Here is a 22,374-nt window from a genome sequence, read left to right as displayed (position 1 = left end):
CTCTAAGCAGGGGATTCATCCGTTGGGGGCACGCGGCGGCAGGGCTGCATGGATTAGGATTTGCATGTTCTTTGATCGACGCATTCATACGTGCTGTGCAACGCATTACCCGAACGTTATTTTATATCCTCATCTTGCCAGCCACGCTGGCTCTTGGAGGCTGGCAAGGATGGGCTTGGTGGAGTTGGGCGACCACGCCGGCACTAAGCAGTTCTGACCCATCGTCGTTGACGGCGGACGATTCGCTGATCCGCATGGAAATTCCGTCGGGTACCTCCGCACGCCAGATTGGGCAAGATCTCAAGGCCGTGGGCTTGATTCGGTCAACCACTGCTTGGGATCTCTGGGCTCGTTGGCAAATGCTGCGCGATCGCCCTGGGGGATTCTTAGCAGGTACATATGAGCTGTCGCCCACAACCCCGATGGTGGCGATCGCTGATCAAATCTGGGATGGAGACGTCGCAACCCAGCAATTTACCATTCCTGAAGGTTGGTCGATTCAGCAAATGGCCGCCTATTTTGAGGCAGAAGGATTATTTTCCGCCGATGAATTTATAGCAGCCAGCCAAGCGGTTCCCTATGATGCCTATCCGTGGCTGCCCAGGGGACTACCCCACGTCGAAGGGTTTCTCTATCCCGATACCTACGAACTTGCCTACCCTCTGACTGCAGAGATGGTCATCCGTCAAATGCTGGATCGCTTTGAGACGGTGGCCCTGCCGATTTATCAAGAGTCCTCCTCTCAATCCTCTTATACGATCCTGGAATGGGTCACCCTATCGAGTATTGTGGAAAAAGAGGCGGTGGTAGGACAAGAGCGCCCCCTCATTGCCAGTGTCTTTGCAAAACGCTTGCGAGAAGACATCCCCCTCGGTGCAGACCCGACGGTGGAATATGGTCTAGGCATTCAACAAACCCCCGAACAACCCTTGACCTTAGCTGAGGTGAGGACGCCCTCTCCCTACAATACCTATATCAATCCAGGTCTACCCCCAACTCCTATTTCGAGTCCAGGTTTGGCTAGCCTAGAGGTCTCCTTAGATCCAGCCGATACCGAGTACCTATACTTTGTGGCTCGCTATGATGGAACCCATGTGTTTAGCCGCACCTTGGAAGAGCATGAATCTGCTCAAGGCCGCATTCGTGATGAAGTCGATGGCGATCGCTCGTCTAGTGCGGATCGGGTGAATTGAATCAAGGTACCCTTGAAGAGTCGTGATGGATAGATACACCCCGCTGGATCCAATCTAGATCCTCCATGGCTCTAGGGTGCAGCATGGATTGTTTCGCTCTGAGTGCTGGACACCTCTGGAGTCACAAGAGTTCTGAAGAGCGATCCAGGTGCCGTTGTGGCGGGGGCTAACCGACCCTTTCGTTTGTTGTTTTGGGGGCTATTTAATTTGAGCAAGTTTCTACAGCCCGATTTGGTGCTGGGCAGTTCAGTACTCGACTTAACGCCAGAGATGATTCAGCGCTATGGGCTGCGTGGGTTAGTGCTGGACGTAGATGAGACACTAGTACCCATTTCCACGGCGGATATTCCTGATGAAATCTATCAATGGATTGAAGGGCTCAAGCCCATTGTCTCCCTATGGTTGGTCAGCAATAACCTGAGCCAAACCCGCATTAGTCGGATCGCCCAATCCCTCGATGTGCCCTACATCTTAGGAGCACGCAAACCATCTCGCCGCAAACTCCGTCAGGCGGTGGCGGCCATGGATTTTCCGGTGCATCAAGTGGGCATGGTGGGCGATCGCCTATTTACAGATGTGCTGGCCGGAAATCGTCTTGGCATGTTTACGATTTTAGTCGAGCCCATGGTCTCCCCAACCCAAACGCGCCGCTGCTATCCTGTGCGTGCTTTGGAAGTTTGGCTATCCCAACTGCTGGGAGCCTCTCTCTCGGCCCATCAGTCCATGCAACAAAACGATACGCAACGTAACCGGAACACATAGAAGTAAATATAAAGAAAACATTATGATTCAACCGATTTTTCTGGCGGTCTGGCATTCTAGCAATAGATTAAATGAGGTCAGCCCGTATAAAGACCTTAACGATATAACCCTGTGAATACTTGAGTGAGGCACCAACTGCGACCCATAGCAGTTGGTGCTTCGCTATCTGAGCCCTATGACGTCATTGCCTACCGACTCTATGCATCTGATCTTGTACAGCAAACCTGGATGTCATCTTTGTGAGGGTCTTCAGGAAAAACTGGAGCAGGTCACCACGGTCGCGATCGCCCTAGAGATTCGAGACATCACGACCCAGGATGACTGGTTTCAAGCCTATCAATACGAGATTCCTATCCTGATGTGGGTGTTGCCCGATTCGGCAGTCTTACCGGAGGGCGTAGACAAGGGCAGTGCGCTGCGTCTGCCGCGCCTCTCGCCCCGGGCCAGCATTGCTCAAGTGGAGCAAATGCTACAGACATATCAGCGTCGTCATCAGCCAGAATAGAAGGATTGCATGTGAGGACGTGTTGACATGAAATTGCGTGAACTCTTAGCAGCGGTGATCCAGGACAGGGATCTCCCCGATCATCCAGCGTTGGATCAAGATGTGACAGGGCTTTCAACCAATTCCCATGCCTGCCAGCCGGGGCATGTATTTTTAGGAATGCCGGGAACGCGGGTGGATGGGGGCGAGTTTTGGCGAGGGGCGATCGCAGCGGGAGCGATCGCTGCCCTAGTGTCTCCAGCCGCCGCCCAGAAGCCTTTACCGGATGGGGAGTACCCAGCGGCGGTGGCCGAGGGCTGTGTCATTCCCATGGAAGATATGCCGAAGGTTTGTGCCCAGCTAGCAGCCTGCTTCTATGGACATCCGACGCGATCGCTCCACTTAGTAGGCGTGACCGGCACCAATGGCAAAACGACCACCACCCACCTGATTGAATATCTCCTCGGTGATACCCCCAAAGCCCTGCTAGGCACCCTCTATGCCCGTTGGCCAGGGCATCAGGAAACGGCGGTGCATACGACACCCTTTGCCTTAGAACTCCAGCGGCAGTTAGCGGCGGCGGTGAGCGCCGGCAGTCAGTTTGGGGTCATGGAGGTCAGTTCCCACGCCCTAGCTCAAGGACGGGTGATGGGCTGTAGCTTTGATGTGGCGGTGTTCACAAATTTGACCCAAGATCACCTAGATTTCCACAAGGATTTAGACGATTACTTTAACGCCAAGGCATTGCTCTTTACGCCAGATTATCTGACGGGGCGGGCTGTGGTGAATTGGGATGATTCCTATGGCCGGCAGCTCTGCGAACGCTTGCCGGCAGAGCAATTGTGGACCTATAGCACCCAAGATGCCAGCGCGGATTTATGGACGAGTGATTTGGTTTATGGCGTGGATGGGGTATCGGGACAACTCCATACGCCTAAAGGAGCGATCGCGTTTCGGTCGCCGCTCGTGGGGCAGTTTAACTTAGCCAACCTCTTGGCCGCCGTTGGAGCAGCGCTGCAGTTAGGCGTGGAGCTAGAAGCGATCGCTCAGCGCCTACCAACATTTGCGGGCGTGCCAGGGCGCATGGAACAGGTGCAGATTCATAAAAAGCAAGATATTAGCGTCATTGTGGACTATGCCCACACGCCAGACAGCCTGGAAAACCTGCTGAAGGCGGCCCGTCCGTTTATTCGGGGGCAGATGATCTGTGTGTTTGGCTGTGGAGGCGATCGCGATCGCACCAAGCGGCCACAGATGGGCGATATTGCAGCCCGCTTGTCTGACGTGGCCATTGTCACCTCCGATAACCCGCGCACCGAAGATCCAGCTCGGATCCTCGATGACATTGTGGCGGGTATTGCACCGGACGCCGAGCCGCTGGTGATTGGCGATCGCGCTGAGGCCATTCGCACTGCCATCCTGCAGGCTAAGCCAGGGGATGGGGTGTTGATTGCTGGGAAAGGGCACGAAGACTATCAAATCTTGGGCACGGAGAAGGTGCATTTTGACGATCGTGAACAGGCCCGAGATGCCTTGATGGCACGCTACGCCTAATCTAAAACTCCCCCTGATGCTGGTGGAGAAGCTAGCAATCGGGGGGAGTCAGACGGTTGGTCGGGTTGCCTTAATCTAATTAGGCTGTTTCCAGCCAGTCAAAAATTCGATCAAGCTGTTCCAAGGTAATCAAGCCATACTTCCAGAGGATCATCGGCAAGGGCCCCGGATCTTGTTCGCAGTGGCGCAGGGCCATGGAAATGGCTGATGAGGAAAGAGACAATTCCTCTTCTAGAAATTGGACGAGTCGAGTATAGCTTTGGGGGGTCATAGCGCGATCACCTCCTGAGGAATGACTTGAAGGAAAAAGGTTGGGCAAGGACTGGAGAAGCTAGATGCTGAGGCAAGCTTTCCTAGGCTAGGGCGAAAGCAAGGAGCGATCGCTTTCCCTTAAAAGCCTGGTTCATCAGCCCTGAGGACGACAAACCGAGTTGAAGCGATCGCTGCCAACCGGGCATGATCTTCAAATCCCTGACGCACCATTCCGGACTCAAGTATCCTGTTGGGACAAAAACTTAAAATTCTGTTACATACGATACAGAATTCTGTGGCGACCTGACAATTAGTCCGGAATCATAATTTAGCAAAGTCTCTAGGGTTTGTATAGATCAATTGGGTGAACTTCTCGGATGAATTGAATAAGTTTTGATAAAGATGGGGAGGAGAGTCTGATTCCAGAGCGCTATCCCTTAAATTCGGCAGTGCAGGATGACTGCAGGCTGGGGTTTGTGAGGGGAGAATCACCGATCGCTTCTTTCACTTGGGGAATCTCTGCATCGTAGGCTCCGCGCAAAAGCCAGCAGTCTTGGCTGGAGAGGTTAGTTTCAGCAGCGATCGCTCCCAATAGGGCCGTTATGGCCGGGTTGTTGGGATCAGTGGCGAGGAACCCAGCACAATGTTGCCCGACAATATTATCCGTCGCTAGGTCATCCTTAAAAATATCGCCCACGAGGGCATTGGTGTTGTAGGCACCGGAGAGCAGCCAGCATTCACCCTGGGTAAAGCGATCTAAGACGCGATCGCTAACGCTGCCAGCACTTTCTTGTTCATCTAAGATAACGGACACATCCACCAGCGCCATAGAGGTTGCTTCTCCCAGAACTTCGGAACATTGAGTAGCCACATCAACGGGGGCAGCGATCGCCTCATGGGTGGCGATCAGGTCATCCGTTAGCAGCAAGGCCGCTTCAATATCGCCGTTGTCCCAATGCTTAACCAGTTGCTCACAGGCGGGGGCGGTTAATCGCATGGTTAGCTCCGGTGTTTCTGACGTGTCATCCTGCGAGACTTCCTCGGTATCATTGGGGATCGCCACCGTTGTGACGGCGGAGGAAGAGGGCGCAGAGGTTGAACCACAGGCTGCTAACCCTGCACTGAGGGCGAAAGAAATGCCCAGCAACCAACACCGATCCGTTGCATGATGAACCATGAGGATGTCTCCGTTTTTTGCAAGATAAGGTTAGAGTTCACCTAGTTCTTCGCTGACGGCGTTCAAATCCCGGAGGGGTTGTATAAATGTTTCATAAACTGGGCGCATCTAGACTGAGATAGCTAGACTGGGCTTTGCCCATAGGTGGGTAGAACCGATGACCAGTCAGGGCGATGACCTTGTTGCCATGCTAAGTGCGCCAAGGTCAAGATTGATACTACGGACTCCCCTAGTCCATCGATCGCTTCGACCCAATGGTCGGGTTTGGGATGGGCGGCGAGGCAGGCTTGCCAGCCCTCTTGAGAAAAGACAGCATCGGGCACTAGGGCAACGAGGGTGGCTTGGCCATCCTGGGGCGATCGCTGCATCCTGTAGATTGCGCCGTGGACGGATTGACGCTGGGCAGCCATGTGAACAGCGATCTGGATAGGTCGATCTGGATCGGTGTGATACATGGGTGCAGCCGCTTGCCAAGCGATCGCTCCTAGGCTGGAAATGCCGAAGAGAGGAATCTTGAGCTGCTGGGCCAGGGTGCGGGCGGTGACCACGCCGATGCGGGTGCCGGTGAAGCTACCGGGGCCAATGGCAACAGCAAGATAGGCCAAATCTGACCAAGTGTGAGGCTGCAAAAAGTCCTGGAGATAAAGGTGGAGCTGGCTGGAAATCTCTCGTCCAAGGGGCCAGACTTGAGAGCGGCGATCGCCAAACAGATCGGCATGAGATCGATCATAGTGAGATAAATCAGAGCCAGATCGATCGGAACTGGATAGGTCTGAACTGGATAGGTCTGAACTGGATTGATCAGAGCTAGATAGATCTGCGAGAGATGCCATGGCTAAGCCTAGATCAGGACTAGAGGTATGAATGGCCAGGGCGTAGGATGGGGATGCAGAGGTCATGAACAAGTAGGGTTAAACAAAGTCCGATGGAGAAAGTTAGATAGAGGCAAATGATGGGGGAGCGATCGCGGCTATTCGTTCATATTCTTGTAGGTGGCCACGGCTGAAGGCGAGATACGGTTGAGATATCGGAAAATCCAGTACTTGAAAACCGTATCTAAGATCACGGGAAATGTAGCAATAAATAAGAAAATGAAGTCTCGACTGGCGGGTAGCCCAAAGTGTCGAGAGATGCCCTCCAGAATAATTTCCCAACCGTGGGGAGAGTGAAATCCAACGAAGGTATCGGTGAATAGGATAATAATGAAAGCTTTGGCACTGTCGCTTAGTCCATAAATCAATTCATCAATGAAGGATTTGAGAACAGCAATTTCTGCCTTGCTGCGAACGAGGACAAAAGCAAAGACGAGGACGGATAGAAAGTCGGCAAAGATGTTTTTGATGGAATCGGAACTGCGCCAGTAAAACTCGTCCTGAATTTCTGCCGCTTTTTCCTTGATGCGAGATTCCATCTCTTCCGATGAAATGGCGGGTATCTGCCCAATAAGGGCTTTGAACCGCAAATGTTCTTCATAGCGACTGAGTTCTTCTAGGGCCTCCTCTTCCATTTCGCTGTTGAGAAAAATGATGGCGCTATCTTCATGGCGGCTTTGATCGACAATGGGCCCCACCAGGAAGTTCTTGGCCACTTGCTGGGTTAACAAGGGGGCGATCACTAAAATCAAAATGAAGCGTAGGGAGACAAAGGTGCGGACTTTAGAATCGCGAAAGGTTTCAACAACCTGGTCTTCAGCTTTGGGGTCTAATTCGCGGCGGATGCGATCGACGGTGCGCAAAATGGAGCGCGGTAACACGCCGGTTTTATCGGCAAAGGAGGCCACATCATTGCGCGGGGCCGTAGAGCGGGGCGTTTGGGGTGGGCCAGGAGCAGGGCTGCCTAAGGGGGCTGGGTCGGAGCTGGGATCTGTGGCGGTGACAACGAGGGGGGCACGGCGGGTGGGCGTGTAGCGCTGGGGGCTATAGCGATCTAGCACGTCGTCAATAAACCGCAGTTTCTTAAAAATGAGGGCGGGTTTATCAATAATATTGACGTTGGCTTCACCGGAGCGATCGTCTACCTCCACTTCTGTGATGCGGGCGTTGGAGAGCCGGACGACGGAATTGCTGGTCTTAAATTCGGCTAGGCGCAGGCGGGCCGTTTCCAGGTTTTTCTTCAGTTCGCCCTGGAAATAGGCTTGGGTGCCCTCGCCATAGTTGCCCACATCGGGAGAGATGCGATCGCCATTGAAGTGATTTTCTTCAATGCTGCGGATCTTGCAGGCGGCTGCATAGGCTTCGTCCAAAGCGCGATCGGGGGTTTTGAGCCACCATTGATTGAGCCGGCGCAAATATCGTTTAACGGTGCTGGAAAGTGCTGATGTCATAATGATAGGGGAACGGTTTACCCACAGGGTTGAGACGAGTTGAGCTGCGAAGGATCATCTCTGAGCTGGTGGGCAACGGTCGCTGGATGAGTGGGTGAATCAATGGGCGCTCTGGTGGGCTCACGTTCACAGACTCGTTGGAAGAGCGATCGCCTCAGGACGGCTAGGCAATAGAATGGGGATGCATGGGCGAGAGGCGTATCTCTATGACCTAGGGCGTATCTCTATGACCTAGATAGAGTCAAGATGTGAGTAGTATCATATCAAATCCCTTTAGGAACGATAGGTGTCTTCTGGATTTCTCTGGATTGTTGGAACAACGCGCAGTGGTAAGACGGAACGCTTGGTGCGCCAGTATGCCCAATGGGCGCAGGATCAAGGCGCTGCCCTGCGTCCGATGGTGGTCTTTGCGGCCAATGGCGATAATCGCCTAGAGCTAGTCGATCGGTTGCTTGATACTCAGGTAGCCGTACCGTTTGAGTCGCACACGCCCTTAGGATTTTTTCAGAAGGAGGTGATGCTGTTTTGGCCTCTATTAGCCCAATCTCTGCAGCTTACAACACCTTTCCCAGTACGGCTGCGGCCGGAGACAGAACAGGCCCTGGCCACCCAGGTATGGCAACCGCTGCTCGACGGTGGCCCACTCCAGCAAGAAGGGGTACGTCAAGCCGTGATGGTGCGGCGATCGCTGGATATCTGGCAGCTTGCAGCATTGAGCGGGACGGCGATCGATGATATTCCCGCTCGTCTAGAGGCGGGGCTGGGAGAGATGGGCGGCACACCCGATCTGTGGCACCACATGGGAGAGGCGCTGCAGCAGTGGCGGAGTTGGTGTTTGCAGCGGGGGCTGCTCACCTACGGTCTGATTACGGAACTCTATGGCCAACACCTCTTGCCCAATCCCCAGTACCAATCCCATCTCACCCATCGCTACGGGGCGCTGCTGGCGGATGATCTGGATGACTATCCGGCGATCGCCTTTGATCTCTTCAGCCAGTGGCTAGATGCCGAGATTCCTTCCCTGTTCACGTTTAACCCCGAAGGGGCGATCCGTCTAGGGCTAGGAGCCGATCCCCGCTGTCTGGGGCAGTTGGCCCAGCGCTGTCAGCAAGAAACGCTAGTGGCGAATCCGGAGCAATCCTTAGGCGATCGCTTGGGGGTAGACAGGGTGCTGAGTTGGCTGGCAGAGCCGCTGTGGGTGGAGGTGCCGGAGACGGTGCAGGCGATTCAAACCACGGCGCGGGGCAGTCTTTTGCGCCAGGTGGCAGAGCAGATTGCCGAAGCGATTCATTCGGGGCAGGTGGCGGCCCATGAGGTGGCGATTATCGGCCCAGGTTTGGATGCGATCGCTCGCTATACGCTGCGGGAGATCTTGAACAGCCGCGGCATTGCGCTGATCTCGTTGCATGATCAGCAGCCCTTGGTGAGCTATCCCAAGGTGCGATCGCTGCTGACGCTGTTGGCGTTGATCTATCCAGGGTTAGGGCCGTTGATCCAGGCGGATGCGGTGGCCGATATGCTGGTGGTGCTGAGCCAACAGCCGACGCCCGTCAGCGATCGCGGCGGGGATGTCTCTATCGATCCGGTGCGGGCTGGTCTGCTGACCGATCATTGTTTTGTGCCCGATGTGCAGCATCCTCACCTGCTGGAGGCCACGGCGTTTCCGCGCTGGGATCGATTGGGCTATCAGGCCACAGAGGCCTATGACGCGATTCGTCGCTGGATTGCCACCCAGAAACAGCAGTTAGATTCATCACCGGTGCCCAAGCTGCTGAAACCGATCACATTGCTAGATCGGGCCATTCAACAATTTTTCCACGGCGGCACGGCGCTGCCCTACGATCAGCTATCGGCGCTGCGAGAGCTGATGGAAACCGCCCAGCACTATTGGGAGGTAGATGGACAGTTGCGACAGGCAGGGCACCACCACCTACCCGACGCGGCGGTGGTCGGCGCGTTTATCGACCTGCTGCAGCATGGCACGATTACAGCGGATCCCTATCCCCTGCGTTCGATGGGGCGATCGCCAGATGCGGTGACCCTGGCAACGCTGTTTCAGTATCGATCGCAGCGCTGTCATCATCGCTGGCATTTTTGGCTCGATGCCGGCTCCACCCTATGGCTAACCGGAGGGGGGCCGCTGGTGGGTGCGCCCATGTTCCTCAGCCATTGGTCTGGCCAACCCTGGACAGCGGTGGACGAACAGGCCGATGATCTGGCTCGCCTCCAACGTCAGGTGGCGGATCTGCTCAGACGGGTGCGCGATCGCCTCTATCTTTGCCATAGCGATTTATCCACCAATGGTCAGGAGCAGGTGGGGCCGCTGTTGGCGATCGTCAATGCTGCCCAAGCGATCGCCCCCGACCGATCCATACCCGAGGCAACAGTGAACCTTGGTGAACCTTCATGAAAACCCCTAAACCCAGTCAGTAGATTTGCCTATCACCCCTTAAAATGAAAGGTACAGTGAGTAAAAATACACGGTTGGGATTATGAGCGTTGGTGAATCTCAGGGGTCAGGAGTTCTCTCCGATCGAGAGCTGCAAATTGTTGACTTGGTTGCTTCAGGTTTGACCAATCAAGAAATTGCTGAAAAACTTGAGATCAGCAAGCGGACGGTGGATAATCACGTCAGCAATATTCTCACCAAAACGGCAACGGGAAATCGGGTAGCCCTAGTACGCTGGGCGCTGCAGTGGGGCAAGGTTTGCATCGATCAAGTCAATTGCTGCACCCTGCCGGTGGTGGATAGCAGCATTGCCCAGGGCGAGGCGTAGAGAATTTAAATCATGGCGACTGGTAAGCAATCATCAGGGGCTCAGGATGCTCAGCCCCCCTATCAAATTCGCTGTACCCATCTGCCCTTGGGGGTCTATCGCGAAATTGCGGCTCATCTGCGGCAAGTGACGGGTGTAGAAGCAGGTCTATTACCCCAAACGTCTCAAGACTTTGATTATCTCAAAAGTCAGGCGGGTGGTTTGTGGATTCGCTACAAGCCAGAGGCAGATGATGCATCTCATCTCCGCGTTGAGCAGGTTTTAGCGTATTATGGCGATCGCTACGGGGACTGGGACGTGATCAAGTCCCAAGCGGCAGTTGAGCGTAAGTAGGCAGCATGGGCACGATCAAAGCAAGCCGAGGCACACAGGATATTCTGCCGGAGGCGGTCAGGATTTGGCAGCAGGTGGAGGCGACAGCGCGGGAGATTTTGGCGCGGTCGGCCTACCGGGAAATTCGCACGCCCATTTTCGAGCAAACGGATTTGTTTGAGCGGGGCATCGGCGAAGCCACGGATGTGGTGGGTAAGGAGATGTATACGTTTCACGATCGGGGCGATCGCTCCCTAACCCTGCGACCGGAAAATACGGCGGGGGTGGTGCGGGCGTTTATTGAGCATAGTCTCTATGCCCAGGGTGGTGTGCAGCGGCTGTGGTATACCGGGCCGATGTTTCGCTATGAGCGCCCCCAGGCAGGACGGCAGCGGCAGTTCCATCAGCTAGGGGTGGAGGTGATTGGCAGTCGCGATCCCCGAGCTGATGTGGAGGTGATGGCTCTGGCAACGGATATGCTGCAAACCTTGGGTCTCACGGGTCTCACGCTGTACTTAAATTCCGTAGGCAATCCTAGCGATCGCCACCACTATCGCGATGCCCTAGTGACCTATTTCACGCCGTTTCAGGCTGACCTAGATGCAGATTCCCAGGAACGCCTGACGCGCAATCCCCTACGCATTCTCGATAGCAAAGACGAACGCACTCAGGCGATCGCCAAGGATGCCCCCAGCATTTTGGATTACCTGGGAGATGACTCGAAGCAGCATTTTGACCGGGTGCAGCAGTTGCTGACGGATTTGGGAATTGTCTACACCCTCAACCCGCGTCTGGTGCGAGGGCTAGACTACTACACCCACACGGCTTTTGAACTGGTGTCCCAGGATTTGGGAGCCCAGGCAACGGTATGTGGCGGCGGGCGCTATGACGGATTGGTGGGGCAACTGGGCGGCCCCGACACGGCGGCGGTGGGCTGGGCCATTGGTCTAGAGCGGCTGACGCTCCTGCTGCGCCAGTTGCAGGAAACATCGCTGCCGGATCTAGATTTTTATCTGGTGTCGCGGGGAGAACGAGCGGAAGCGCAGTCGGCTCAGCTAGCCCAGCAGCTACGCCACCAGGGTTTTTCCGTGGAGGTGGATCTGAGCGGCAGTGCCTTCGGTAAGCAGTTTAAGCGGGCCGATCGCAGTGGGGCGATCGCTTGCCTTGTCCTGGGCGATGCAGAAGCAGAGGCGGGCACGGTAAACCTGAAGTGGTTGGCCAGTGGAGATCAGGAAGCGATCGCCCAAGCGGAACTGCTGGACAAAGCCGATTCTCTGCGCCAGACGATTGCGGCCCAGCGAGCTGGTATCTAGTCCAGCAGCAGCTAGGCCGGCAGCTAAGACAGTGCGGTCAACCCCATGGACAACCCCTGGCATACGCCGGTGAGAAAGTCTAAGTCTAAGGTTTGGAGGCGATCGCTGGTCTGGTGATAGTGGGGATTGCGCAGGTTGGCGGTATCGGTGACCATAATGGCGCGATAGCCCGCATCCCAAAAGGGCACATGGTCGCTGCGGCGGGTGTCGGGTACGCCGCGCCCCCGCAAGGGCACCGGCAGCCATTGGCAGGAGGTACCGCTGCGGTTGATGTGGCGGCTGAGGCGGATCAAGTCAGGCAGGGTAGCGAGGTTGCCCACGAGGGCAATGAAGTCACCGCGATCGGGATAGAATCTCGCCAATCCTGGCGGATAGCGCTGGCTGCCGGGGGTGCGATCGCAGTAGCCCAGCATTTCTAAAGACAGCATTAATCGTAGGGAACGCTGGTGCGATCGCCATGCTTCAACGAAGGCGTAACTACCTTGCAGGCCATATTCTTCGAGGTCAAAGGCAACCAGGATGACGGGATGCACTGGGGGATGCTGGGTCAACCAGCGGGCCAGCTCCAGTAAGACCGCTACACCGCTAGCGTTGTCATCGGCACCGGGGGAGCCAAGTACCGCGTCATAGTGGGCTCCAACTAAGATAGGCTCGGTCTGAGGGCGCTGGCCGGGGAGATGCAGAATCAGATTTTGCAGGGGCAGAGGCGGCTGCTTGCGTTCCTGCACCGTCACCGATCCCCACTGGGATAAGTCCTGACGGATATAGTCCCGCACGAAAAAATAGCCGGCTGTGGCCAGATAGGGATCGCGATCGCGCACCAGATGGCTCAGATGCTTCTCTAGGCGCGATCGCAGGTCGGCATCAGCCACCCTAGGGCACATTGACGGGAATCAATCGATGTTCCGGCAAGTAGCTGTTGTAGCAACTGTCTTCTGCCAAAACAGCCAGCATACGTATCTGCCAATCGGGTTCTACCATCTGCAAATCGGCCCAGGGAACGGCAATCTCTAGGCAGCGATCGATCCCCACTTGGGCGCGGGAGGGATGGGCCTGCCAACGATGATGTTCGGTGGCCGCTTGGAACCAGGCGGACTGGGTCACGAGGTTCACACCGAGGTGGTGGTGGAAGCGATAGTTGACCGGTGCTTCATCAGGCACATTGGCCAAGGGCGCAGGACTGGTGCTCAGGGAGCGATCGGGGTAGAACCAGAGGAGATGCAGCTCGGGTGGGACATCCACACCGGGTTTTGAACCGCTCTTGAAGTCTAGCCGCAGGTAGAAGTTTAAGTGGTCTACGCCATACCACAGCCGCTGGACGACGCTGCTGCGGTGCATGGTGCCTCGGGCTCCGCCGAGCTCAATCCGCCCTGCCTTATCCCAATCCTGCTCGTCGCCAATGCCGTCAATAACCGGATGGATGAAGCTCATGGGCAGGTGGTCACCGCCCACCGCATGGATTTCGATCGGCTGCTGCACGGCCGTTGGCACGGGTTCATTCAGGGCGTAGTAGATGGCTGCCAAATGTTCTCGGAACAGTTGGTCAAACATGGCATCTTGGTTGGAGGAATGCCCCTCGCCAAACCACCAAAACCAGTCGGATCCTTCAGCGGCATAGAGGGCTTCCCAGGCTTCGGGGTTGTTCTCTTCCGTGGCTTCGGGATGGCGGGCTAAGACTTGACGGGCTTCGGTGAGCAGATCCCACGCTTTGTTCTTCGCCGGATCGCCAATCCAGGTGGTGAAACTACCATCCACCCAAGAGCCGCTGTGCAGGTTCTCTGCGGGCAGGCGCTCTGTGGCAGGAAACTGCTCTAGAAATTCACCCACGGTGACCAGTTTGATCCCGGTTTGTTCACTCAGTCTCGAATAGAGCGCTTCTAGGAACGGCTTACCGTCGTGAGGATAATATTCCCAACAGTTCTCGCCATCCAGGGCAATGGTGACTAGCCAAGGATGATCGAGGGACGTATGGCCGGTGTGCTGGTTGTATTTGAGCGATCGCCCGATCGCTTCTAGGTGGCCAATCAGATCAGCGGCGGCGGCCTTGGGTTCCATGGCTCCGTAGGTGAAGCCGATTAGATCCGACAGTCGGTGGTCTCGGAAGACAATACCCAGGTCGCCATGGGGCGTTTCTAGGCGATAGGGGCGATACATCAACTCTGGTTCTTGGACGTTGCCGGAACCATCGCGGTGGAAGTAATGCTTCATCGTCCAGCCTAGGACGGCTTCATCGGAACAGAGCCACTGAAAACCTTGCTTAGCAACTGGATCCAGCATGGCTGGGCTCACCGACTGCTCAGACGGCCACAGCCCACGCGGAGCACAGCCAAAGCGATCGATGTATAAGTCCCAAGATTTTTGCAGATGGCGGGGAATATCTTCCGCAAACTGGAAGCGGTGGTTGGGCAACTGCATACCCGGTACCGCCACCCGTCCAGCATCCGTGTCGGCCAGCAGCGGCAGAATGGGGTGGGTATAGGGTGTGGTGGTGACCTCAAGCTGTCCCTGCTCCTGCATCTTGCGGTGCTGGGGGATGATACGGCTTAGGATCTCCTTCTGCTTAACGTAAATCTGTTGGCGATCGCTGAGGCTAAAGTTGCGATCCTGCTCTAGCCAGCGGGCCACTTGGGGATCGTCCCAAAAGAGTGGATCAATCCAGGCCAAGTTGTGCCAGGCCAGCACATCACCATAGTCGGCCGGCCCCCAGTTTTCCACACACCAGCCTAAACCTTGCTCCTGCCGCTGGTTGTAGAGTTCAGCATAGCGAGGATGGGGATCCACCATGGTACGGTGGTTGGCGTCGAAACAATGCTCGACGGTAAAGCGGCGTTGGGTATCTGTGAAGGTGGTTACGTCGCTTAACGCTAGGGATAGATAGGGATCCCTGGCCTTCCCAGCGACATAATCCTCAATTTGCAAGATCAGGGAGGGAACTAGGTTTACGGTTTGATGCAGCTTGGGATAGCGTTCAAGCATCAGCACCAAGTCGAGATAGTCTTTGGTGCCATGCAGCCGCACCCAAGGCAGTTGGTAATGACCGGCTACTCGGCTTTTGTAAAGGGGTTGGTGTTGGTGCCAGATGATGGCAACGTAGAGCGGATGAGGCATAGAACCTCCTAAAGTGCCTCTGTCAGACACCCGATCGCCTAACAGAGAGGGGCAAAGAAGTGGACTAGCACCATGGCTAGAGCAACACAACATAACTTTACCGCAGGCTGGCATGAGTCCAACCTGTCTTGGTAGAGTCACTGCTACTACTCTACTTAAACGACGCGGGGAAGATGATGTCACTTCCCCGCGTTATGTAACTATTTACGTTAAGAATACCTACCAACTATCACAGTCAGCACTACAGAACTTGCTCGACCTCAACAATTTCGGGAATGGATTCCCGGAGACGGCGTTCGATACCCATTTTCAGGGTCATGGCTGAGCTAGGGCAGGATCCGCAAGCTCCCTGAAGTCGCAGCCGCACAACTGGGCCATCGAGTTCGACAAGTTCGACGTTACCACCATCGGACATGAGGTAGGGACGAAGTTCATCAAGGACTTGTTCAACGTTGGTAATTGTGAGTTCCATGGCTTGTGATATAGGGTGCAGGGTGAGCGATGATGTCTAATCTAGATGGTGTAGCGCTAGAGTCACTCTCGGATGGGCGATCGCCCTCAACATCTACCCAAAGTCTAACATCTAGGGTCTGTTATCCTTCGAGGCTTGACCTAGAGAATTCTGATTGAATCAATAGGTAGGGGGCGATCGCCTCTTAAGAAACCGAGATCTAACCTAAAAGCGCTAGGTTGGAAAACTGGAAGACGGTAGTGGTTTGTTGACCATCGGCGGTGGCGTGGATGGTTTGCTGGCTCATCAGGTAATAGTCGCCCACGGCTTCATAGCGATCTTCAAACTGCATGTCTCGCAGAATGTCTTGGGTTTGCGGATTGCGGAAGACGGCATTGTAGCGAGTTGATACGTAGCCGTTGCCGGTATCTAAGCTATCGAGGTGGTCGATGGTGAAGGCCATGCGTCCCATAACGCGGCTAACTTGACAGACTTCGTTGTTGCGTAGTTTGTAGTTAGACCCCATGGCATCGCCGCCGACAAGGATTTCAACGGCACCGGTGTCGTCGGTGGTGCCAGCGCTGAAGGTGTGTTTGCTGTGGGCCTGCTCAAAGGAATTGCGCTTGCGATGGGTCACCACGTCGCGCAGTTGGGTGTAGATCGATTCCTTAACGGTTTCATCTTCAATGTCGGTCACCTCAACGCTGTAATCAGCCTTGACGGTCACCTTAGCGGTGTGGACTTCGTCGCCTTGGGTCACGGTGAGATCGGCGGTGAATCCAGGGAAGTTGGTATCCCAGGTGTAGCGATTGTTGTAGGCGGAGCGAAATAGATCTTGAGCGTTGATTTGAGTAGTTGTCATTATGTCTATACCTATGGCAATTGAGCAGTCCCACAGAGGGATGACGAAACACCCCATGCAGCATCCCTAGGGCCATACCAGCTCTAGGTGATGCGCTGAAAGGTTTTGGATCAGGGAGCGATCGCAACTCCCCTAGGTTGAGAGCAAGCGGTCTATCTCACGCAATCGTGATCGCTCACCATGATCTCTCACCGTGATCGCTCCATGACTGAAGGTCGGGTTCCGGTTGGGTGTTCCGTGCTGTTTTCAGTGTAGGGAGTTTTTTCGAGGTCTGGCCGTGGAGGTCACGATTCAGAATTGGGAACAAGCTCGGTATTCACCTCGTTGACCGATCGCCGTTTGAGTTCGGTCGATTCCGATCGCGGCAGCAGGTCAAAAATTTCTCGGAAGCGATCGTCGAGTTCTTCAAAGTCTACGGATCCGGTTTTGTTGAGCACAACCTGGCCAGCTTGGTCAAAGACAACCGTTTGGGGGACTAGACCTTCGTAGTAGTAGCCCGGTTCTGTGGGTTCATACTGATCCTTGATCGGCAGGGAGTCAATATCAATGGGGATAATATCGGTGGCGCGTCCGTAGAAGGCATCAAATTGCGAAACAACGGAGACGTAGGCTTTGCAGTCGCTGCTGTCGTCGATGTAGAGCACCAGCAGGGTGGGGCGATCGCCCTTGAGCGATGCTTCTAGGGTGACCCGAGGGGGAACCAGGGAGCCGTTACCGGCATAGAGAGGGAAAATGCCGCCGTCAAAGCGATCGTCGGTTAATCCGGCTAGAGCTGGGGTCGCGCCCATCACCACCAGGGCGATCGCTAGCACGGTTGATATCAGGATGGAAGCGAGGGGCGATCGCCGCCAATAGGTCTTGAGCGATGCAGTCATTTGACAAATCCATAACATGGGCGATCGAGAAAAAAGTCGCATGGGCCGAGGGTAATGTCCGCAATAGTCCCGAGGACAAAGGCCATTGTTTTAACGGTGGCTTCGTCCTACTCCTTTGTATTTTGCAACAAGGGCTACACCTCTTGCGATCGAGTTTGACATGACTGCCATTGACTAGAAGCGAGAGGGGCGTTTTACCCCTGGCCCCGTGGAGGATTTCGAGCGGCGTGGCTTGGGTTCCGAGGGATCAGCGGCTAGGCGTTGGCGATCGCTGGTCTGCATGGCTTCCCCAACGGTGACGTTCACCTGATCGCCGATCAGCATCACCAAGGAACTCATATAGAGCCACAGTTGCAGCACAATCACAGCGCCCACCGTGCCATAGACTTTGTTGTAGTTGCCGAAATGCAGCACGTAGAGACGAAAGCCGTTGGAAATCAGGGCCCAGGAAATAGCCGCGAGGACAGCTCCGGGGAATAAGGGCTTATTAGGGCTCCAGCGACTTGGCCCAAAGCGGTAGATGAAGGCAAAAGCCAAAGACATGATGCCCAAGGCAAAGGGCCAGGTGAGCCAGCGCCATCCCTGCAGCAGCCACGGAGCAAAGGTTGAACTTTGAATAGCTAGGTTGCTGATCGCCCAGTCGCTAATAAACACCAAGGTGGAGGCTAGCATCAGCAACAGGATCGTTCCCAGGGTTAGTCCTAGGGAAATCAGCTTCGCTTTCCAAAACGGCCGCATTAACGCTTGGGGGATCTGGTGAATTTGATCCAAGGCCCGCATGGCGGCGCTCAGGGCGCTGGAGGACACCCAGAGGGCAATTAAAAAGCTGACGGAAAATAGACCACTACTGCCGCCGGTGGTGATGTCGCTGGCGAAATTTTCAATCAGATTGAGGGCGTCCACTGGAGCAACTTCACTCAGCCGACCCATGAGGCGTTCGAAGGAGTTGGTGAGGGGTTCGAAGAGGCTGACAGCAGTTAAGACGGTCAGTACGGCAGGGAAAAGGGCGAGTAGCGCATTGTAGGCCATCTCTGCCGACAAGCTGGGTAGTCGCTGTGCCATGACCCCTTTGATCACCCGGCGTAGGGTGGTGAGGTTGATGTGTTGAAAAAAGCGCACAAAGCGAGGGGCATACATAGCGACTGAGCAATAGGGTCTGGATTTCATCATCCAGAATGATGGGCAGATGAGTGGCGATCGACGTGCCAGAAAAATAAATGGCTAGAGGTGATTCAGGTGCTGTTTCAACAGCGACTGAATCATAGTGGATAGGGATAAATCTAGCAATGGGCGATCGCCCCGAGGGCTATTTCACATTGCACTTTGAGTTTAACAGAGTCACGCGTTGCTCCTAAGCGTCATGGGGGCCCTAGATTGATGAGACGCAAGATTTTTGCATGGTCACCTAGGACTACAAGCGAAATGCCGAGATCCGTAGTGGTATCTCGGCATTCACAGCGGATTGAGTTGCGAGAGGGCAGGTTGTGATGATGTAGCTAACGATGCGGGAGATTGCCGGTGGCGTTGGGCTTTCTCAGAACTATCGGTTGCTAAACAAACTGCCTACGGAACGATTCGACACCAGCACGGCTGCCAGCATGAGAAGATGCACTGGCCAAGGTGCCGCAACGAGGGCAAGAGCAATACCAACAAGAGCCACCGCTACACAGGCGATCGCGATCTCTGCCGATGATTTTTCTGCCTTGTTATACATGTACGCTGCACTAAGCGCAGCAATGGATGCAATAAACCACATTTGGAATCAGGTTGTTTACTAATCTACACAATGGAATTCATGTTTAGTAATATACGACACTTAATCCCTGAGGTCTTCCATCAATCAGCGTAATTTATGCTGATCATTGATAAACCTAAAGGTCTAGACGACCTGAAGTGCTTCTATCAAGAGCGATCGCGGCAATTGTTAAGAAAAATCGGATTCACAAAACTTTTGAATTCTTATGTCTTAAACATCGATATCAGGGTCAACAAAATGCATAATAAGTAAGTATTTTTGCTCATTCAAAAAACATGTTCCTTCACATTTTTGATGAGTATGTTTACTTATCAAAAAAACACGCTCCCCCACATTTCTAAGGAGTGAGGGCGCACTTTATGAGGGAGGGCGATCGCCTAGAGCCAAAGTACAAATAAAACTGCAACGAGCCTGGATAGTCCTGAGCCGATGATGACTTAGGCAAGCCCTTGCCTGAATCTTCTCCGAGTGGATTTGGATATCAACTACCAACTCAACTGAGATCGGTGCCACGGGTAGATACAACTCAGGTGCAATAGAAGCCTGCTTGAAGACACCAGTTTTAAGCGATTGACAGCCAGTATCTGGTGCTTCGCTCAAGCCGCGCTAGTGTTTGCCGATCTTTCGTCCGACTAGAACTAGAGATACTAGCAGAGTCATGGCTGCTCCAGCGATCGCCCCGAGTCTCCAGAATGGCAGATCATCTGCTGGTTCGGGCTGTTCTAAAGGAGCGATCGCCTCCTCAGAGGACGGCGCATTTTCCTGGGTAGGTAGAGGTGCCTCCGGGGCAGAACCGGCCGCTACTACAGTGGTGTAGCTGAGTTCAAAAGGTGTAAAACTGCCCTCGGCTGTGGGGCTGCCAGTCAAAACCAGACGGTATTCACCCACGGAGGGAAAGATAACCTCAGCCCCAGGAATCCCCTCAAAACGTTCGGGAGACATGGCCTCTAGCGTCGGCGTGAGCACCGGATCTGCCTCGGGCTGGTTGGTGTTGTACACCGCCAGTTGACAGTCACACTGCTCAAGGGGAATTGCCCGCCCCCCTGGTTGGGTGAGGGCCACCCAGACCCGAGCCACCTCTCCAGCCTTGGGGCTGTGGTTGGGCTCAAGGTGCCAGGTACCGGCCACATCACCCGACACCTCGGTTTTGTGGGCCTGGGCAGGCAGCGCCAGCAGCACCATCACTAGCCAGCCCAGCCCACTAAGATTTGTAGGGCGCATAAAACTTCTCTAGAGACAACATGGCCCAAAACCGTCGCCAGCGTAGCAGCAGAGCCAAAACTGCCAGGCTCCCCAGGGCGATCGCCCCCAGCCAGTGCCGAGAGGTACGATCAAAACTCCCCAGGTAGCTGGAGCCCAGCAGCAGCGCATGGGTAATGACCAGCATAAAAATTGGTACGCTGAGCAGGTGTAACTGCCGCCACCTAGCTCCCAGACAGGCCTGGGCTTGGTCAAAGCTGGTGACAGCCAAGGGTACCATCAACGCCAAGGCAATCAGGCCCGCCCAACCCCCCATCTGGAGGCGGGGCAGCAAAAAGGGGAGAGCCATTGGGTTCCAGCCCATGGTGACCATGTGGGCCACGTGGGCCACCGACAGTACAAAGGCGCTAACCCCTAAGGCACGGCGATAGATCAGAAACGGCGACCAGAGGCGGCTGATGGGGCGGGCAACCAGCGCCAGCAAGAGGCAGACCAGCGCCCCATGTCCAGTGAAATCGACCATGTCATTGCCCCGGAACAGGGTCAGCAGACCGACGGTGAGCGTCACCCAGCCCCCTAGGCGAAAGAGTTGCCCTCGCCGATCAGCACTGAGAGCAGCGGTGGATACGCCGACCCCAAGCATGGTGGGCAGGGTGCCGATCCCAAACGCCAGCATGGCCGCTCCACCCATCCACAGCTCCGTTGTGTCAGCAGCCTTGATCTGCGCGGCATATAAAAACCCACAGGGCATCAGTCCCCACACCAGCCCCAGCAGCAGCGGTGTCCAGCGCTGGGGGTTGAGGGAAAGGGTTTGCATCGCCCGACTGAGGCGATCGTGCCAGCTAGTCTGGGACATGGGATTGAGCATAGGCACCGGGGGCACCTGTCCAGGACGAATTTGTCCCAGACCGAACCACACCAGCAAGAGCCCGGTTCCAACGGCGATCGCCTGTCGCAACAAGCTACCCACCCCAGCCATTTGCCCACCGGCCACCAGCACCGACCCGATCGCGCCAATCATCGCCCCCACTAGAGCGTAGCTAGCGATGCGGCCCAGATTGAGCAGCAGGTGAAACCGGACTTGGGGCCAGCGCCCTTGGAGATCTGACCGCTGCGATAGGGAAAAGGCGACGGTGATGGGCCCACACATGCCTAGACAGTGGCCAAAACTCCCTAGGAATCCCAGGCTGGCCATGAGCAGCAAATCGAGCATTCCAGCGATGTCGGATTCAAATAGACTGCCTTGAGTTTACCATTCCCCTAAAAGGTGTGAGGGCGCTTGTTGTGAAAGGGGGCGATCGCTTAGGCAGCTCGTCGCTCATCCATTTCAGGGAAGCCGTGGAGAAGGGGGGCAGGGGCTCCGTAGGAGGTTATCTGCCTGAGTTTGGGAATGTCGGCACTGCTGTAAACTCGAAACTCTCGTTCAACGGTAGCCTGGGCTGTACGTACGGCTTGATTGAGCACGAGGGAACCTCCCCGGTCAGACACCGAGCGGTGGAAGGTGCCGGGAGGGATCCGCAAAATTGCACCATTGGCTTCTAGGCGCACCATATGAAAAGGCTGTTCCCAGTTAAAATTCACCAGATAAAAGGTGCGGCCTCCAGAGACGGCTAGGAGATTATCTTCTTGATGGGGATGGAGATAAAACTGCCAGTTGCCCCGATCGGTGTTGTTGGGGCTGACCGCAGGGCCGTCATGAAAGACGAGATCGCGGGCATTAGAGTCATTGATGGTGATATCAAAAAAACGAACACTAGGGGTGTCGCGGAATTTTTGGTAGGGGATGAGTTCAAACATAGGGAAAAGGGGGTAGGCAATATACAGGGGTGTATCAACGCCGCACAGGGTTCAGACGGCTCATTCCATGGAATGGAGAAGGACATCTGCAGGTCGTCATGTCATGACGCTTTGCAATTAAGGGGGTTGATCCGCGTCCCATTCGCAGATTGCTGAGCTATTTTGGGGGATGAGGAAG

22 protein-coding genes are annotated in these 22,374 nt (G+C 55.1%); 8 read left to right on the top strand and 14 right to left on the bottom strand.

Annotated features, from left to right (window positions below; genetic code table 11):
- Positions 1 to 95: 95 nt before the first annotated feature.
- The 4 genes from mltG (at position 96) to JUJ53_RS08265 (ending at position 3,993) form a co-directional block, all read left to right on the top strand.
- Positions 96 to 1,193 carry an endolytic transglycosylase MltG gene (gene mltG / locus JUJ53_RS08280; RefSeq protein ID WP_343327917.1) on the top strand — a complete coding sequence of 366 codons (1,098 nt, stop codon included), beginning with the start codon at positions 96 to 98 and terminating at the stop codon, positions 1,191 to 1,193.
- Between the two features lie 207 nt (positions 1,194 to 1,400).
- Positions 1,401 to 1,955: a YqeG family HAD IIIA-type phosphatase gene (locus tag JUJ53_RS08275; protein WP_239124890.1), complete on the top strand. Its 555-nt coding sequence runs from the start codon at positions 1,401 to 1,403 to the stop codon at positions 1,953 to 1,955.
- Positions 1,956 to 2,154: 199 nt separating this feature from the next.
- Entirely contained in the window at positions 2,155 to 2,460 is a 306-nt protein-coding gene (locus JUJ53_RS08270) for a glutaredoxin family protein (protein ID WP_204151521.1), read from the top strand.
- A gap of 27 nt (positions 2,461 to 2,487) precedes the next feature.
- Positions 2,488 to 3,993, top strand: a complete 1,506-nt coding sequence (locus tag JUJ53_RS08265; protein WP_204151520.1) for a UDP-N-acetylmuramoyl-L-alanyl-D-glutamate--2,6-diaminopimelate ligase — start codon at positions 2,488 to 2,490, stop codon at positions 3,991 to 3,993.
- Between the two features lie 79 nt (positions 3,994 to 4,072).
- Here the strand turns inward: JUJ53_RS08265 and JUJ53_RS08260 are convergent, their stop codons facing one another.
- From JUJ53_RS08260 to JUJ53_RS08245, 4 genes are all read right to left on the bottom strand, one after another.
- Complete coding sequence (locus JUJ53_RS08260) at positions 4,073 to 4,264, bottom strand: DUF2949 domain-containing protein (protein WP_204151519.1); 192 nt, start codon at positions 4,262 to 4,264, stop codon at positions 4,073 to 4,075.
- A gap of 411 nt (positions 4,265 to 4,675) precedes the next feature.
- On the bottom strand, positions 4,676 to 5,422 hold the full coding sequence (locus tag JUJ53_RS08255) for a hypothetical protein (RefSeq protein ID WP_204151518.1): 747 nt from the start codon (positions 5,420 to 5,422) through the stop codon (positions 4,676 to 4,678).
- 122 nt (positions 5,423 to 5,544) lie between these two features.
- The gene (gene tsaB / locus JUJ53_RS08250) at positions 5,545 to 6,321 is read right to left on the bottom strand and encodes a tRNA (adenosine(37)-N6)-threonylcarbamoyltransferase complex dimerization subunit type 1 TsaB (RefSeq protein ID WP_204151517.1); all 777 of its coding nucleotides are present in this window, start codon (positions 6,319 to 6,321) and stop codon (positions 5,545 to 5,547) included.
- A 71-nt stretch (positions 6,322 to 6,392) separates the two neighbouring features.
- Complete coding sequence (locus JUJ53_RS08245) at positions 6,393 to 7,745, bottom strand: proton extrusion protein PcxA (RefSeq protein WP_204151516.1); 1,353 nt, start codon at positions 7,743 to 7,745, stop codon at positions 6,393 to 6,395.
- 286 nt (positions 7,746 to 8,031) lie between these two features.
- Between JUJ53_RS08245 and JUJ53_RS08240 the strand changes: the two genes are divergently transcribed.
- The 4 genes from JUJ53_RS08240 to hisS all read left to right on the top strand — a co-directional run bounded on the left by JUJ53_RS08240 (position 8,032) and on the right by hisS (position 12,147).
- Positions 8,032 to 10,155, top strand: coding sequence for a recombinase family protein (locus JUJ53_RS08240; RefSeq protein WP_204151515.1), 2,124 nt, complete (start codon positions 8,032 to 8,034; stop codon positions 10,153 to 10,155).
- An 82-nt stretch (positions 10,156 to 10,237) separates the two neighbouring features.
- Positions 10,238 to 10,522 carry a LuxR C-terminal-related transcriptional regulator gene (locus JUJ53_RS08235; protein ID WP_204151514.1) on the top strand — a complete coding sequence of 95 codons (285 nt, stop codon included), beginning with the start codon at positions 10,238 to 10,240 and terminating at the stop codon, positions 10,520 to 10,522.
- Positions 10,523 to 10,534: 12 nt separating this feature from the next.
- Positions 10,535 to 10,855, top strand: a complete 321-nt coding sequence (locus JUJ53_RS08230) for an acyltransferase (RefSeq protein ID WP_204151513.1) — start codon at positions 10,535 to 10,537, stop codon at positions 10,853 to 10,855.
- Between the two features lie 5 nt (positions 10,856 to 10,860).
- Positions 10,861 to 12,147: a histidine--tRNA ligase gene (gene hisS, locus JUJ53_RS08225; protein WP_204151512.1), complete on the top strand. Its 1,287-nt coding sequence runs from the start codon at positions 10,861 to 10,863 to the stop codon at positions 12,145 to 12,147.
- Between the two features lie 23 nt (positions 12,148 to 12,170).
- Here the strand turns inward: hisS and JUJ53_RS08220 are convergent, their stop codons facing one another.
- The 10 genes from JUJ53_RS08220 to JUJ53_RS08175 all read right to left on the bottom strand — a co-directional run bounded on the left by JUJ53_RS08220 (position 12,171) and on the right by JUJ53_RS08175 (position 22,196).
- Positions 12,171 to 13,019, bottom strand: a complete 849-nt coding sequence (locus tag JUJ53_RS08220) for a M28 family peptidase (RefSeq protein WP_343327916.1) — start codon at positions 13,017 to 13,019, stop codon at positions 12,171 to 12,173.
- Position 13,020: 1 nt separating this feature from the next.
- Positions 13,021 to 15,255, bottom strand: coding sequence for a glycoside hydrolase (locus tag JUJ53_RS08215; RefSeq protein WP_204151510.1), 2,235 nt, complete (start codon positions 15,253 to 15,255; stop codon positions 13,021 to 13,023).
- Positions 15,256 to 15,496: 241 nt separating this feature from the next.
- The gene (locus JUJ53_RS08210) at positions 15,497 to 15,727 is read right to left on the bottom strand and encodes a NifU family protein (protein ID WP_204151509.1); all 231 of its coding nucleotides are present in this window, start codon (positions 15,725 to 15,727) and stop codon (positions 15,497 to 15,499) included.
- Positions 15,728 to 15,926: 199 nt separating this feature from the next.
- Positions 15,927 to 16,568 carry a DUF3386 domain-containing protein gene (locus tag JUJ53_RS08205; protein ID WP_204151508.1) on the bottom strand — a complete coding sequence of 214 codons (642 nt, stop codon included), beginning with the start codon at positions 16,566 to 16,568 and terminating at the stop codon, positions 15,927 to 15,929.
- Positions 16,569 to 16,852: 284 nt separating this feature from the next.
- The gene (locus tag JUJ53_RS08200; RefSeq protein WP_239124876.1) at positions 16,853 to 17,485 is read right to left on the bottom strand and encodes a thylakoid membrane photosystem I accumulation factor; all 633 of its coding nucleotides are present in this window, start codon (positions 17,483 to 17,485) and stop codon (positions 16,853 to 16,855) included.
- Between the two features lie 132 nt (positions 17,486 to 17,617).
- Positions 17,618 to 18,580, bottom strand: coding sequence for a YihY/virulence factor BrkB family protein (locus JUJ53_RS08195; RefSeq protein ID WP_204151507.1), 963 nt, complete (start codon positions 18,578 to 18,580; stop codon positions 17,618 to 17,620).
- A 403-nt stretch (positions 18,581 to 18,983) separates the two neighbouring features.
- Positions 18,984 to 19,157 carry a hypothetical protein gene (locus JUJ53_RS08190; RefSeq protein WP_204151506.1) on the bottom strand — a complete coding sequence of 58 codons (174 nt, stop codon included), beginning with the start codon at positions 19,155 to 19,157 and terminating at the stop codon, positions 18,984 to 18,986.
- Positions 19,158 to 19,805: 648 nt separating this feature from the next.
- On the bottom strand, positions 19,806 to 20,420 hold the full coding sequence (locus JUJ53_RS08185) for a hypothetical protein (protein WP_204151505.1): 615 nt from the start codon (positions 20,418 to 20,420) through the stop codon (positions 19,806 to 19,808).
- Entirely contained in the window at positions 20,401 to 21,612 is a 1,212-nt protein-coding gene (locus tag JUJ53_RS08180; RefSeq protein ID WP_204151504.1) for a sulfite exporter TauE/SafE family protein, read from the bottom strand. Before JUJ53_RS08180 ends, JUJ53_RS08185 begins: the two co-directional genes overlap by 20 nt.
- Before the next feature lie 89 nt (positions 21,613 to 21,701).
- Positions 21,702 to 22,196: a redox protein gene (locus JUJ53_RS08175; protein WP_204151503.1), complete on the bottom strand. Its 495-nt coding sequence runs from the start codon at positions 22,194 to 22,196 to the stop codon at positions 21,702 to 21,704.
- Positions 22,197 to 22,374: the final 178 nt, after the last annotated feature.

It is taken from the genome of Leptolyngbya sp. CCY15150 (genome assembly GCF_016888135.1).
Lineage (GTDB): Bacteria > Cyanobacteriota > Cyanobacteriia > RECH01 > RECH01 > RECH01.
Note: the sequence above shows the minus strand (reverse complement) of the source record. Positions and strands in the feature narration are given on the sequence as shown.